The organism is Sinomonas albida (assembly GCF_004919045.1).
In the GTDB taxonomy this organism is placed as follows: domain Bacteria; phylum Actinomycetota; class Actinomycetes; order Actinomycetales; family Micrococcaceae; genus Sinomonas; species Sinomonas albida.
In genome coordinates this window covers 113,847-127,536 of record NZ_SWDW01000005.1, presented here as the reverse complement: position 1 = coordinate 127,536, position 13,690 = coordinate 113,847, and the positions used below count along the sequence as shown (strand labels likewise).

11 protein-coding genes are annotated in these 13,690 nt (G+C 71.0%); 9 read left to right on the top strand and 2 right to left on the bottom strand.

Annotated elements, in window-relative coordinates; genetic code table 11:
- Positions 1 to 14: 14 nt before the first annotated feature.
- The 4 genes from E6A26_RS06530 to E6A26_RS06515 all read left to right on the top strand — a co-directional run bounded on the left by E6A26_RS06530 (position 15) and on the right by E6A26_RS06515 (position 7,183).
- Complete coding sequence (locus tag E6A26_RS06530) at positions 15 to 1,415, top strand: bifunctional glycosyltransferase family 2/GtrA family protein (RefSeq protein ID WP_136610383.1); 1,401 nt, start codon at positions 15 to 17, stop codon at positions 1,413 to 1,415.
- A 50-nt stretch (positions 1,416 to 1,465) separates the two neighbouring features.
- Positions 1,466 to 3,703 carry an ArnT family glycosyltransferase gene (locus E6A26_RS18025; protein WP_136610382.1) on the top strand — a complete coding sequence of 746 codons (2,238 nt, stop codon included), beginning with the start codon at positions 1,466 to 1,468 and terminating at the stop codon, positions 3,701 to 3,703.
- Entirely contained in the window at positions 3,703 to 5,934 is a 2,232-nt protein-coding gene (locus tag E6A26_RS06520) for an ArnT family glycosyltransferase (RefSeq protein WP_136610509.1), read from the top strand. The genes E6A26_RS18025 and E6A26_RS06520 overlap by 1 nt, the downstream gene beginning before the upstream one ends.
- A 235-nt stretch (positions 5,935 to 6,169) precedes the next feature.
- Entirely contained in the window at positions 6,170 to 7,183 is a 1,014-nt protein-coding gene (locus E6A26_RS06515) for a YihY/virulence factor BrkB family protein (RefSeq protein ID WP_136610381.1), read from the top strand.
- 66 nt (positions 7,184 to 7,249) lie between these two features.
- Here E6A26_RS06515 and E6A26_RS06510 read toward each other — a convergent pair whose 3' ends face one another.
- Positions 7,250 to 7,672: a glyoxalase superfamily protein gene (locus E6A26_RS06510; protein WP_136610380.1), complete on the bottom strand. Its 423-nt coding sequence runs from the start codon at positions 7,670 to 7,672 to the stop codon at positions 7,250 to 7,252.
- 198 nt (positions 7,673 to 7,870) lie between these two features.
- Here E6A26_RS06510 and E6A26_RS06505 point away from each other — a divergent pair, with 198 nt between their 5' ends.
- The 3 genes from E6A26_RS06505 to E6A26_RS06495 all read left to right on the top strand — a co-directional run bounded on the left by E6A26_RS06505 (position 7,871) and on the right by E6A26_RS06495 (position 9,943).
- A complete protein-coding gene (locus E6A26_RS06505; protein WP_136610379.1) occupies positions 7,871 to 8,497 on the top strand; it encodes a hypothetical protein in 627 nt (208 codons plus the stop codon).
- 145 nt (positions 8,498 to 8,642) lie between these two features.
- Positions 8,643 to 9,215 (top strand): RNA polymerase sigma factor, encoded by a 573-nt coding sequence (locus E6A26_RS06500; RefSeq protein ID WP_136610378.1) that lies wholly within the window; start codon positions 8,643 to 8,645, stop codon positions 9,213 to 9,215.
- Complete coding sequence (locus E6A26_RS06495) at positions 9,212 to 9,943, top strand: hypothetical protein (RefSeq protein ID WP_136610377.1); 732 nt, start codon at positions 9,212 to 9,214, stop codon at positions 9,941 to 9,943. Before E6A26_RS06500 ends, E6A26_RS06495 begins: the two co-directional genes overlap by 4 nt.
- Positions 9,944 to 10,052: 109 nt before the next feature.
- Here E6A26_RS06495 and upp read toward each other — a convergent pair whose 3' ends face one another.
- A complete protein-coding gene (gene upp / locus E6A26_RS06490) occupies positions 10,053 to 10,688 on the bottom strand; it encodes a uracil phosphoribosyltransferase (RefSeq protein ID WP_136610376.1) in 636 nt (211 codons plus the stop codon).
- Between the two features lie 149 nt (positions 10,689 to 10,837).
- On the opposite strand from upp, the gene E6A26_RS06485 reads away from it, so the two are divergent.
- Both E6A26_RS06485 and E6A26_RS17565 read left to right on the top strand, forming a co-directional pair.
- Positions 10,838 to 13,414 (top strand): helix-turn-helix transcriptional regulator, encoded by a 2,577-nt coding sequence (locus tag E6A26_RS06485; protein ID WP_136610375.1) that lies wholly within the window; start codon positions 10,838 to 10,840, stop codon positions 13,412 to 13,414.
- A 51-nt stretch (positions 13,415 to 13,465) separates the two neighbouring features.
- Positions 13,466 to 13,630 (top strand): hypothetical protein, encoded by a 165-nt coding sequence (locus tag E6A26_RS17565; protein WP_168928689.1) that lies wholly within the window; start codon positions 13,466 to 13,468, stop codon positions 13,628 to 13,630.
- The last annotated feature ends 60 nt before the right edge of the window (positions 13,631 to 13,690 follow it).

Here is a 13,690-nt window from a genome sequence, read left to right as displayed (position 1 = left end):
GGAAAGTCGTACCCATGACGCTCACCGACCGCACCGGCACCTACCCGGACCCAGCCTTCGAGGCCGACACTCTCGAACCCGGCGAGCCGTCCGCTCAGGCGGTTGGCGCCGTCGTCCTTTCGGCCGGCCCCAGCCCGACTCACGCCCCTGAGCATCCCTCCTCCGCCGACCCAGCCCCCGTCCACCGCCCCGGAATCGCCCTCGACCTGGCGGCGTTCCGCAAGGCCGGGATCCCCGTCCTCGATGTCACGGTCCCCGTGTACAACGAGGAGAAGGACCTCGAGCCCTGCGTTCGCCGGCTCTACGCCTACCTCGAGACCCAGTTCCCGCACTCGTACCGGATCACCATCGCGGACAACGCCTCGACCGATTCGACCCTGCGCGTCGCCGAGCGCCTCGCACGTGAGCTCGAGACCGTGCGCGCCGTCCACCTCGAGGAGAAGGGCCGCGGCAATGCACTGCGCCGCGTGTGGCTCGCGTCCGATTCGCCCGTCCTCGCGTACATGGACGTGGACCTCTCGACCGATCTCAACGCCCTGGCCCCGCTCGTCGCGCCGCTCGTCTCGGGCCATTCGGACCTTGCGATCGGAACGCGGCTCTCCCGCTCCTCCCGCGTGGTGCGCGGGCCCAAGCGGGAGTTCGTGTCCCGCTCCTACAATTTCCTCCTCCAGTCGCTCATGGGGGCGCGGTTCAGCGACGCCCAGTGCGGCTTCAAGGCCATCCGCTCCGACGTGGCCCAGCAGCTCCTCCCCCACACGATCGACAAGGCGTGGTTCTTCGACACCGAACTCCTCGTGCTCGCCGAGCGCTGCGGCCTGCGCTGCGCCGAGATTCCCGTGGACTGGACGGACGATCCGAACTCGAAGGTCGACGTCGCGCGGACCGCACTCGAGGACCTGCGCGGCATGTACCGCCTGACCACGGACATGGCCCGCGGCCGGATCCCCCTCGTGCAGCTCCAGGCGGCGCTCGCGCGCGGCCCGCTCCCCGCAGGCCTGCGTGCCGAGGAGGCCGGCCGGAAACAGAGCCTGTTCGGCCAGCTCGTGCGTTTCGGCGCGATCGGCGTGGCGTCCACGCTCGCGTACGCCGCCCTGTTCATCCTGGGCCGCACGTTCATGGACGCCCAGACGTCCAACTTCGTGGCGCTCCTCATCACGGCGATCGCCAACACCGCCGCGAACCGACGCTTCACGTTCGGCGTCCTGGGCCGCGAGCGCCTCACGAGGCACCACCTCGAAGGGCTCATCGTCTTCGGGATCGGCTGGGCCCTCACGGCCGGTGCGCTCCTGTGGATGAATTCGATCCCGAACCCGGGCCAGTGGATCGAACTGAGCGTTCTGACCATCGCGAACCTCGCGGCGACCGCCCTCAAGTTCCTCCTATTCCGCCTGTGGGTGTTCCGCCGCAGGGCGTGACTCCCCCGCGCGTCGACCCGTAGACTCCCGACCGAAAGGCCACCACTCCCATGACCACGTCCCTCGCCCCAGATCTCACGGACGACCCATCGTCCTCGCCCGCCGTCGCCGGCGAGCCCGGCGCCGACCGCGCCTCCCGCCGTCGTCCGCTCTCCGGCCGTGATTCCTCCGGAAGCCGCTGGGGGCGCCTCGCGTTCGGCACGGACCAGCCCCGCTGGGTCCGCCCGTCAGCGCTCGGGCTCGTCGTCGCAAGCGCGTTCCTGTACCTCTGGAACCTCACGAACTCGGGGTACGCGAACTCGTTCTATGCCGCGGCGATCCAGGCAGGCAGCAAGAACTGGGTCGCATGGTTCTTCGGCTCGCTCGACGCGGGCAACGCCATCACGGTGGACAAGCCGCCGGCCGCGTTCTGGATCCCGGGCCTCCTGGGCCGGATCTTCGGCTTCAACTCGTTCACGATGCTCCTGCCCGAGGCGCTCATGGGCGTCGCGGCCGTCGCGCTCATGTACGCCGCGGTCAAGCGCGTGAGCGGACCGGTCGCAGGCCTCCTTGCGGGCGCCGCGCTTGCCGCGACGCCGGTTGCCGCGCTCATGTTCCGGTTCAACAACCCGGACGCGATGCTCACGTTCTGCCTAGTCCTCGCGGCCTACCTCACGGTTCGCGCGATCGAGAAGGCGGGCTGGAAGTGGCTCGCCGCGGCGGGCGCCGTGATCGGCCTCGCGTTCCTCACCAAGATGCTCCAGGGCGTCATCATCGTCCCTGCTCTCGGCCTGGCCTACCTGTGGGCGGCGCCGACCACGCTGCGCCGGCGCCTCATGCACCTGCTCGGCGCGCTGGGCGGCATCGTCGTGGTGGCCGGCGCGTACCTCCTCGCGTTCACGCTCACGCCCACGAGCGTCCGCCCCTACATGGCGGGTTCGCAGACCAACAGCTTCCTCGAGCTCACATTCGGCTACAACGGCTTCGCCCGCATCTTCGGCAACCGTGGCGGGGGCGCCGGCGGCGATCGCCTGGGCGGCGCCCCCGGCGGCGCGGCCGACGTCGGTGCTGCCGCGGGCGCGGCTGGGCTGGGCGGGTCTAATGGACTCGGCGGATTCCCGGGAGGCGGCGGCAACGGCGGCCCCGGCGGGACGATGTTCGGCGGGCAGGCCGGCATCCTCCGCATGTTCGGCTCGAGCTTCGGCACCGAGGTCTCGTGGCTGCTCCCCGCGGCGCTCATCCTCCTCGTGGCCGGCTTCTGGTTCACGCGCCGCGCCATCCGCACGGATCGCGTCCGGGCCTCCCTCATCGTGTGGGGCGGCTGGACGCTCGTCACGGCGGCGGTCCTCAGCTTCATGACCGGCACCGTTCATCCGTACTACACGATCGCCCTCGCCCCGGGGATCGCCGGCGTGATCGGCATCGGCGGCGCCGAGCTGTGGCGCGGCCGGGCGTACTGGCCGTCGCGCATCGTGCTCGCGGTCACCGTCCTCGCGGCGAGCATCTGGTCGGCCGTCCTTCTGGGCCGGGACGCCTCATGGCTCCCGTGGCTCAAGGTCGTCATCGTGATCCTGGGTGTGCTGGCCGCGCTGGGCCTCGTGGTCCGCTTCGACCGGCTGCGCTTCGGGGCCGTCGCGGTGGCCGTCACGGCGCTGCTCGCCGGCGGGCTCGGCACGACGGCGTTCACCATCGCCACTGCGGCCCAGGGCCACACCGGCGCGATCCCGACCTCGGGGCCGAACGGCCAGGACGGCTTCGGCGCGTCCGGCAACCGTGCCGGCTTCAGCGGGTTCCGTGACCGCACGGGCTCCTCGGCCGAGGGCTTCGGCGGCGCTGCCGACGGCGGCGCGACCGGCAACGGCACTTCGGGGTCCTCACAGGGCGCCCAGAGCGGCACGGGTCAGGGCAGCACCAGTCAGGGCGCCCAGGCCGGCGGCTTCGGCGGCCCCGGCGGCGAAGCGAGCGCCTCAAGCGAGCTCGTCGCGCTCCTCAAGCAGACCACCACCAAGTGGTCCGCGGCGACCAACGGATCCAATTCCGCGGCAAGCCTCGAGCTCGCCTCGAACACGAACGTCATCGCGATGGGCGGCTTCACTGGCAGCGACCCGTACCCGAGCCTCGACGAGTTCAAGGCGCTCGTGTCCAGCGGCCAGATCACGTACTACATCGCCGGCGGCGGCATGGGCGGCGGCGGTGGCTTCGGCGGCCGCGGCGGAGCGAGCGACACCTCGTCGATCGCCACGTGGGTCCAGCAGAACTTCCAGGCCACCACGGTCGGCAACACGACCGTCTACAAGCTGGTCAAGTGATGACGCAGACCGAGTCTCACCCGGTAGTGGTCCCCGGCTCCCCCTCGGGGGCCGGGGCCACCACCGGCGGCTCCACCGCGAGCGACCCCGGTCGCTGGGTTCCCTCATCGCCCTCCGACGCGGCTCCCCACCGTCCGCTGCTCCGCCGTCTCACGGGCCGCGGCATCGGTGCGACGGTGGGGTCACTCCGTCACCGGGTTGAGCTGGCCCTGCTTCTGCTGGGCGTGGGGGTTCTGTATCTCTGGAACCTCGCCGCGAGCGGCTGGGCCAACGCGTTCTACAGCGCCGCAGCCCAGGCCGGCAGCCAGAACTGGGAGGCGTTCTTCTTCGGCTCGTCCGACGCCGCGAACGCCATCACGGTGGACAAGCCCCCGGCGTCGCTCTGGGTCATGGACCTCTCCGTCCGGATCTTCCGCCTCAGCTCGTGGTCGGTCCTCGTCCCCGAGGCCCTCATGGGCGTCGGCACGGCGTGGATCCTGTACCTCGCGGTCCGGCGCGCCGCCCGCCCCGCGACCGGGAACGACCGCGCCGCCCACGGCGCGGGCCTTGTCGCGGCCGCGGCGCTCGCGCTCACGCCCGTCGCGGCGCTCATGTTCCGCTTCAACAACCCTGACGCACTGCTCGTGCTCCTCATGACGGCTGCGGGCTACGCGACCATCCGCTCGGTCCAGAGCGGCCGGGCGCGCTGGATCGTCATCGCGGGCGTGCTCCTCGGCTTCGGCTTCCTCACGAAGCAGCTCCAGGTCTTCCTCGTCGTACCGGGCTTCGCGGCGGCGTACCTCTGGGCCGCGCCGCACCGCATGGTCCGGCGGCTCCTGCACCTCTTGGGCGCCCTCGGCGCGATGGTCGTCTCCGCGGGCTGGTGGATCGTGGCCGTCATGCTCATCCCCGCGAGCGCCCGGCCGTTCATCGGCGGCTCGCAGACCAACTCGATCCTCGAGCTCACGTTCGGCTACAACGGCTTCGGCCGGCTGAGCGGGGACGAGGTCGGCTCCGTGGGCGGCGGCAACGGCTGGGGCCAGCCGGGGCTTCTCCGGCTGTTCTCGTCGACGTTCGGGGGCCAGATCGCGTGGCTCCTGCCCGCCTCGCTCATCCTCGGCGCCGCCCTTCTCTGGGTGGGGCGGCGCGCGCCGCGCACGGACGCCGTGCGGGCCTCCGTGGTGGCGTGGGGCGGGTGGGTGCTCGTCACGGGGCTGACCTTCAGCCTCATGCACGGCATCATCCACGAGTACTACTCCGTGGCGCTCGCTCCCGGCATCTCGGCCCTCGCCGGGCTTGGCGGCGGGATCCTGTGGCATCGGCGAAGGTACCCGGTCGAGGCCTCCGCGCTCGCCGCGGGCGTCGCCGCCGCGGGCATCATGGGCGTGGTCCTGCTCAACCGCGCGTCCGGGTTCGTCCCGTGGCTCGCGTGGGCCGTGGCGCTTGCTGCGCTCGTGGCGGCCGCGGCGATCGCCGCAGGCGGCTTCGGCGCGCGGCTCCCGAAGCCCGCAGGACCGACGACGGCGGCGCTCGCCCTCGTCGCGGCCCTCGCCGGCCCGTTCGCGTTCACGCTCGACACGGTTTCAACCGCCCACTCGGGCGCGATCGTCACGGCCGGGCCATCGTCCGGCTTCGGTGGCTTCGGCGGCCGTGGCGGATTCGGCGGCCAGCGCAACGGCCAGGGCTTCCTCGGATTCTCGCAGAACGGCGCCCAGGGCACGTCCCCCGGCTTCGGCCAAGGCGGCACCGGAACTCAGGGCGGCACGGGCACTCAGGGCGGCACAGGCACACAGAACGGCACAGGCACACAGGGCGGCACTGGCACCCCGTTCGCGAGTGGCGCCGGCGGCGCGGGCGGACAGCCCGGCGGCTTCGGCGGCGGGCGCGGAGGCGCGGGTGGCCTCCTGGGTGCCCCCACGCCGTCGTCCGCCCTGGTGACCGCCCTGCAGACGAACGCGTCGAAGTACACGTGGGCGGCCGCCGTCGTCGGTTCGAACAATGCCGCGGGGTATCAGCTCGCCTCGCAGCTCCCCGTCATGGCTATCGGCGGGTTCAACGGCACAGACCCGGCCCCGACGCTCGCCCAGTTCCAGCAGCTCGTCAACGAAGGCAAGATCCACTACTTCATCGCAGCCAGCCTCATGCAGGGAGGCACCGGATCGAACGATGCGCAGCTGATCGGGCAGTGGGTCCAGGCCAACTTCCAGGCGCAGACCATCGGCAACACGACGGTCTACGCGCTCGGGAGCTGACCGCCCCGGGCTCCGATAACGCGCCGTCAGCAAAAGCCGTGGCCCTCTCCGAGCCGGAGAGGGCCAGGGCCTTCGTGCGTGTGGGGCCCTGCGCCAGGAGGCCGAAAAGAGTAGCGAAGCCTCAGAAAAGCGCCGACGCACCGCCGCCACGTGTCGCAGACCCTGCTGAAGAGGGCAGGATGGATTGCGCGAGCAGGCTTCCGGCATCCGGAACGGGAGCCGGACGGAGGGTGCAATGGGATCAGTGGAGCGCTGGGACGCCCTCCAGCGAAAGCACCCGTGGGCCGGGTACCCGCTTGCGGTGATCTACAAGTACATGGACGACCACGGGCCCTTCCTCGCCGCCCTCATCACCTACTACGCCTTCGTCTCGCTGTTCCCGCTGCTGCTCCTCCTCTCGACTGGCCTCAGCGTCGTGCTCTCCGGCAGCCCCGATCTGCGCGCGGAGGTCATGCGCTCCGCGCTCGGCGAGTTCCCGGTCATCGGATCGCAGCTCGCGGAGCCGAAGGGGCTCGGCGGCGGGACCGCGGGCGTGGTGATCGGCATCCTCGGCGCGGTCTACGGGTGCCTCGGCGTGGGCCAGGCGATTCAACATGCGATGAACACGGCGTGGGCCGTGCCGCGCAATCGCCGCCCGGACCCGTTCAAGGCGCGCGGGCGGAGCGCGCTGCTCGTGGGGACGGTCGGCCTGGCGCTCGTGGGATCGACGGTGCTCTCCGGCCTTGGCGGCTTCGCGGACACCCTCGGCCTTGCCGGACGCGTGGCGCTCCTGGCCGCCTCAGTCGCCGTGAACGCGGGCGCATTCATCCTCGCCTTCCGCATCGGCACCTCGCGAAGGCTCACCATCCGCCAAGTCCTCCCGGGAGCGCTCGGCGCGGCCGTGGCGTGGCAGCTGCTGCAGTCGCTCAGCCCGGAATACATCCAGAACGTGGTACGGCGGGCCAGCGCGATCAACGGCGTCTTCGCGGTGGTCCTCGGCCTGCTCGCGTTCCTCTACCTGGCCGCCGTCGCCGTGGTCCTGTGCGTCGAGATCAACGTGGTCCGGGTCGACGGGCTCCATCCGCGCTCCCTGCTCACGCCGTTCACCGACAAGGCGGAGCTCACCCCCGAGGACCAGAAGGCCTACTCGCGTCAGGCCGAGGCTCAGCGGATCAAGGGCTTCGAGCACATCGACGTGACGTTTGACGAGCCCCCGAGCCGGAAGTCCCGGGATCGGCGGGGCAACGGGAAGGGTCCGGACATGGCGTGAGGCTGGCGAACCGGGTCGCCCCCTCGCGAGGAGCACGATGAGCTCCCCGCGACGAGGTGGCCCCGGCTACTCGGCGAGCTGAGCGGTCTCGGACACCTGAGCGTCCACGGCCGCCTGCGCGTTCTTCCAGGGGATGTACTGGACGGCCCACTTGTTCCCGTCGGGGTCCTGGAAGTACACGAAGTGTCCCCAGTCCTGGACGTCGATCTCGCTGCAGTCCACGCCGTTGCCCTTGAGCTGGTCGTAGGCGGCCTGGATGTCGCTCACCACGAGCTGGAGGCTGGGCGCGGTGCCGGGAGGGGCGTCGTTGATCCCCTCCCCGATCGCGATCGAGCATCCGGAGCCCGGCGGGGTGAGCTGGACGAAGCGCAGGTTCTCGTTGACGCGCTCGTCGTAGTCGGCGTTGAAGCCCACCTTATTGACGTAGAAATCCTTGGCTCGGTCCACGTCGGAGACCGGCACGAACACCAGTTCAAGCTTCCATTCCATGCCCACAACGCTAGGCGCCGAGGGGCGCGGGGGACAGGTCTCGCGGACCCGCTGCGGACAGATCGCGTCCGCAGGAAAGAAGCGCGAAAAAAATTCTTCTCCCCGCGTGACCTTCTTCGGAGACCGGGCGGTTAACCGAGCGTAGGACCGACCGCGGCGGTCCTCCCATCCACTTCAACCCTTCCTGAGGAGCCTTTCATGTCCTTCTTCAGTGTCATCGCTTCGAGCAAGCTTGCCGCCAGCGCCATCGCTGTCAGCGCCATCACCCTCGGCGGTGCGGGCACCGCGGCCTTCGCCAACGCGCTTCCCACCCCGGCCCAGCAGGCTGCGCACGACCTCATCGGTGCGCCGTCCCCCAACGTGAGCTCCACGGCCGCCAACGGCGCCGCAACGGCTCAGAAGGCTGCGGGCCAGGCGGCCTCGGCGGCTCCGTCCGCCCCGGCCCTCCCCTCGGCTCCGGCTGCCGGTCTCCCGAGCACGCCGAACCTGAGCGCCGCCAACATCACGGACCTCTGCCAGACGTTCGTCCACGGCGGCCTGACCTCCGGCTCGACGGACCTCAAGAACCTCTCGGTCCTCGCGCACGGTGACGCCAACGTCTCGTCGTACTGCGCCACCGAGCTGCAGTCCGGCGCGGCTGCCGGTTCGGCCCAGGGCGGCGCGAACGTCTCGGCCAACGCGGACGGCTCCGTCACGCTCCCGTCGACGCCCGCCGTCCCGGCTGTCCCGGCCCTGCCGTCGACCCCGTCGCTCCCCTCAGCTCCGGCCCTCCCGGGTGCGGCTTCGGGCCTCGCGAGCCAGGCCACCAACGCGGTGCAGCCGTAACACCTCCCCTGCCGACTGAGGTAGGCTGGCAAGTCGTTTCGGGGGCCCGGCCCGTTCCGGGCCCCCACCCGACAGCCCAGAGACCAGCGTCCGCGTGCCCCGACGGGGGCAGCGGCGCCGGCCAGAACGGAGAAAGGTAAGCCGCTTGGAGCAGCAAGAGGAGACCTGCCGCGAGAACCCCTCGGTGGATTCTGGCGACCAGGCCGAACTCTTCACGGCCGCCTACCGAGCGTTCTCATCCTCCGTGCTCGGCTACCTGCGCGCCCGGGGTGTCGACGACCCCGAGGCCGTCACCCAGGACGTTTTCCTCTCGCTCTATTCGCGCCTCAACCCCCAAGGCACCGGGCCCGGCCTCAAAGGCGGCCTCGACGGCGCGAAGGCCCTCCTCTTCACGATCGCCCATTCCCGAACGGTCGATCACTATCGCCGGCGCGAGCGCACCCCCACGCTCATCCCCCACGATCCGGAGAACGATCCCCGGACCACGTCGCTCACGGCGGAAGAGGCGGCCCTCGCTGGAACCGGCGTCATGAGCCTGCTCGACGGGCTCACAGAAGACCACCGCGAAGTCCTGCTCCTGCGGGTTGTGGCGGATCTGTCGATCGAACAGTCCGCCGCCGTCATGGGCCGGACCACCGGCGCCATCAAACAGCTTCAGCGGCGCGCCTTGGACGCGCTCAGAAGTCAAGCTCTCATCACAGAACAGAGCCACTCATGAACCCGACACCCGATCCTGAAGATCTCCTGGTGATCGAGCAGTTCCTCGCGGACGCCGAGGCCGAGGGCGCCGAGGATCTGCGGCCTCTCCTCGAGGACCTCCGCTCGCTCGCGCACGTCGGTCCTGTCGAGCCGAGCGCCGCCGTCGCGGCCCTCCTTGTCGACTCCGCGGCTCCTGTCCGCGAAATCTCCGCGACCCAGTCCGCGGAGCCCGAGACGAAGACGATCTCGCTCGATGCGTTCCGCGCGTCGCGCGCTTCCCAAGGTGCCCGCCGCGCCGCAGTGCCTCCCAAGCGGCGCGGACGACGGCGCCCGCTCGCCGTCGCGCTGGCCCTCACCGCCGCGATCGGCGGCGGTACGGCCGCCGCTGCGGCCGCGGACGAGGGCTTCCGTTCGTCGCTCAACCAGAGCGTCTCGACGGTTCTGGGTGTCCTGACGGGCCATGCCCCCGCACCGGCCGAGCACACCTCCGATGTCCCGACCGAGCCCGCGCAGCCCGCGGCGCCGTCGAACGTCCAAGCGCCCGTGGAGCCCAGCCACGCCGCGACGCCTAGCCCGGCCGCTCCGACCCAGCAGGCCCCCGTCCCGGCCGCACCGGAGCCGAGCCCCTCGCAGAAGGCCCTCCCCGGCCTGCCGAGCCTCGCCCCTCCGTCGCTGCCCGTGCCGCTTCCGCCGATCCCGTCGAGCCTCCCGCAGGAGCCGCTCAATCCCCTCGCGCCGCTGCACTAGGCCTGCCGTTTCGGGCGGTTCACCACGAATCGACGGTTCGCCCCACATCAACGACGACGGCGACGCCCCCCTTCCGGGGAGCGTCGCCGTTGTCGTGGGTTGGGGCGCGCTACTTCGCGAGCCCGTAGAGGCGATCGCCCGCGTCCCCGAGGCCGGGGACGATGTACGCCTTCTCGTTGAGGCGCTCGTCAATCGAGGCGAGCACGATCTTGACGTTGGCGTCGCCGAGACCGGCCTCGAGCCGCGCGAGCCCCTCGGGCGCGGCGAGGAGGCAGATGCACGTCACGTCGCTCGCGCCGCGGCGGAACAGGAACTTGATGGCCTCGCTCAGCGTCCCGCCGGTCGCGAGCATGGGGTCGAGCACGAACACCTGCCGGCCGGTGAGGTCCTCGGGAAGCCGCTCGGCGTACGTGACGATGTCGAGCGTCTCCTCGTCGCGCGCCATGCCCAGGAAGCCGACCTCCGCCGTCGGGACGAGCTTCGTCATGCCCTCGAGCATGCCGAGACCGGCGCGCAGGATCGGGACGACGAGCGGAGTCGGCTTCGTGAAGGCCGTCCCGATGGTCGTGGCGATGGGGGTCTCGATCGTGACCGGCTGGGTGCGGACCTCCCGGGTCGCCTCGTAGGCGAGGAGCGTCACAAGCTCCTCCGTCAGCTGCCGGAACACGGGGCTGGGCGTGTTCTTGTCCCGCAGGACCGTCAGTTTGTGGGCGACGAGCGGGTGGTCGACGACGAGAGTGCGCATGGCTGCCAAATTATCATCCGGCGGTGACGGCAGGGCCGTCCGGGGCAGCCGCCCGGACTCCGAAAACCTCGGGAAACCCGCGTCATGCCCGGGCCGCGATCGCCTCTTGCTCAGTGTCGGGGGGCCACACACGTGAGAAAGGCCCCGGCTTGTTCGAACAGGAACTCAGCAGCGCCCTGCGCTACCTCGCACGCGGCCTCGGCGTGCGGATCGTCGGCGCGCCCGGAAGCGGGCGGACCGCGGTCGCCAAACGCCTCGTCGAGGAGCTCGAGCAACGCGGAACCGCGGTCTACTGCATCTTCGCGGGCCCCGCGCTGCAATCCGTACAGTTCGCCGGCGTCCTATCGCTCGGCCTCGACCTCCGCTCCCGCGCGGTGGGGGTCCTCGGCGTCGCCGACCTCCTCGCCGAGCACCTCTCGCGATCCGGCAGCCGCGTGATCGTGCTCGACGACGTGGACAACCTGGACCGCGAGTCGCTCTCCGTCATCGACATCGTGCAGAACCGCACCGGCGTCCCGGTGGTCGTGACCACCGGGGACGTGCCCTTCCGAACCTCAACCCCCGCCACGGCGGCGCTGGGCCGCTGGCCGCAGGCCACGGTTGCCATCCCGTCGCTGCGCTACGAGCAGGTCAACGCCCTCATCGCGGAGATGCTGGGCGCCCCCGCGGACGTCGACGTCGCGGCGCGCGTGCTCGCCTCCTCCGGCGGCAATCTGCGGCTCGCCGTCCGCATCGTCGAGACGGCGGCGCTCGGCGAGCGCCTCGTGCTCAGGGACGGCCGGTGGTGCCTCAACGGCGGCACCCTCATGAACGTGCATCTCCACAGCACGGTCGAGGCTCTGCTCCACGGCCTCAGCGACGAAGAGTCCCGCGCTCTCAACACGATGGCGCTCGTTGGCCCGGGCCCGCTCGAGCGGCTGCTCGCCACGGTCGGCCCCGACCTGCTCGACCGGCTCGAGCACCGCGGCCTCGTCTCCGTGGTGCCGGGCCAGGACGGCGCGCTCTTCGTCTCGGTGTTCCCGCCGGTCGTCGAGGACTATCTCAAGGGCCACATCGGCACGTCGCGGAAGATCCTCCGGAGCGCGATCACCGAGGCTTTCGCCTCCTCGCACCTTGACCTCGCCCAGCCGAGCGCGGCGGACGCTTCCGCGGCCATCGCGGCGCTCCGCGAGGAGATGAACGGGAGCCACTCTGCGTCCCAGTACTTCCACAATCGGCTCGACGATCTGGGGCGCCTCTACTACAGCGCGTGGGACGCCGACCGGAGCATGTCCAACGCCGTCGCCTTCCTGCGCGTGTACTGGGGCGCGCCGATCGACCGCGCTCGCGTGGAGGAGGTCTTCGCGCACACTGACCCCACGAACAGCAACCCGGAGGACCGCCTGTTCTTCACCATGACCCACTCGCTGTGGGTCGCCCTCAACGGCGAAGATCTCGAGGAAGCGACGGCCCTCATGGCCCGGTTCGCCGAGGCCGAGCCGGGCTGGGCTGCGGAGGCCGAGGCCTGGTCGCTCCTCCTGGAAGCCTCTTACGACCGCGTTCCCGCGGACCTCGACGAGGCGTTCGCCCGCTGGACCCACCGGAATCCGACGAGCGGCGTGGTGCCCGCGGTGCGGGGTCTCCTCGAGCTGTTCCGGTTCCGCCCCGAGGAGGCGCTCCTCATGGCGGACAAGGCGGTGGGCTTCGACGGCCTCCCCCGGTTCGATTCCCTCATCCGCGCGTTCGCGCTGTTCGCGGCCGGCCGCATCGACGAGGCGATCGTGTACTCGCTCGAGCGGCGCCGCGACGCCCAGCACGCCGTCGACCAGTTCAGCCTCGTCACCCAGAGCTACGTCGCCGCCGTCGCCCTCTTCTCCCGCGGGCTGTTCGTCGAGGCCGAGTATGTCATGGCCACCACGTTCGCGCTCGGCCGCCCGGGCTTCCTCGTCGAGTCGCTGTACAACGCGATGGTGCGCCTCTCCTCGGTACGGCACCCGTCGTCGCCAGCGGCACAGCTGGGGACGCCCGCACGGGACGTCGGCGCCCTGCCGGGCACCGGCAAGGGCGTCTACGACCTGGTGCGGCAGCAGCCGGCGAGCGCGGCGAGGTTCGACGACGAGGCGAGCCGGCTCATCGACGAGCAGCTCCTCCACGGCTACGTCCTCGAGGCGACGTACACGGGACTCTTCACCCTATGCCTGCTCCCCGGACCCAGAGTCAAGGCACGTCTTCAGGGCATCCTCGACGAGCGCGGCTCGACGCAGCACCGCCAGCTCCTCGCGATCGCCGATGCCGTGATCGGCGTGGACCTTCCGCACCTCGTGCAGCTTCTGGAGGGCTACTTCCCGGACGACGACACGTACCAGATCACGATGCTCCTCCACGGCGCCGCGAAGCGATACCGGCTGAGCGGAGAGGGCGGGCACACCGTGGCGGCCCTCGAACGCGCGATCAGATCCTTCGTGGTCCGCTTCCCCACGGAGGGCCAGTTCATCTCCTTCGGGCCGAGCGGCGCGGCGCCCATACTCACGGCCCGCGAGGCCGAGATCGCGCTCCTCGCCGAACAGCGCTCCAATCAGGACATCGCCGCCCAGCTCGGGCTCAGCGTCCGGACGGTCGAAAGCCACATCTCCAACGGGCTCCGGAAGACCGGGGCCTCCACGCGCCAGCAGCTCGCCGAGATGGCCCGCCGCGCGGGCGGCGCTCCTCCGCCCGCGGCCCCTCCGCGTGCAAGGCTAGAGACGTAAGCCCCTAGAGACGTAGACTGAGCCGCATCCTCGGTAAGGAGGTGGCGCGTCATGAAGACGCTCATGGTCTCCTTGCTCGCATACTCCACCGCAGCGACTGGGGCGCTGTTGGGTACCTGGTTGGCCGCGAAATGGCCCAACCCGCGGTGGAGTTCGTTCCTCGTGTCGTCGGGGGTGATCCTGGCGACCGTAGCGGTGTGGGCACAGGTGATCTGACAGGGGTGACCCGTCGATGGTTCGCGCCCGGGCTGGGCCGGCCGCGAACCTATCATGGAG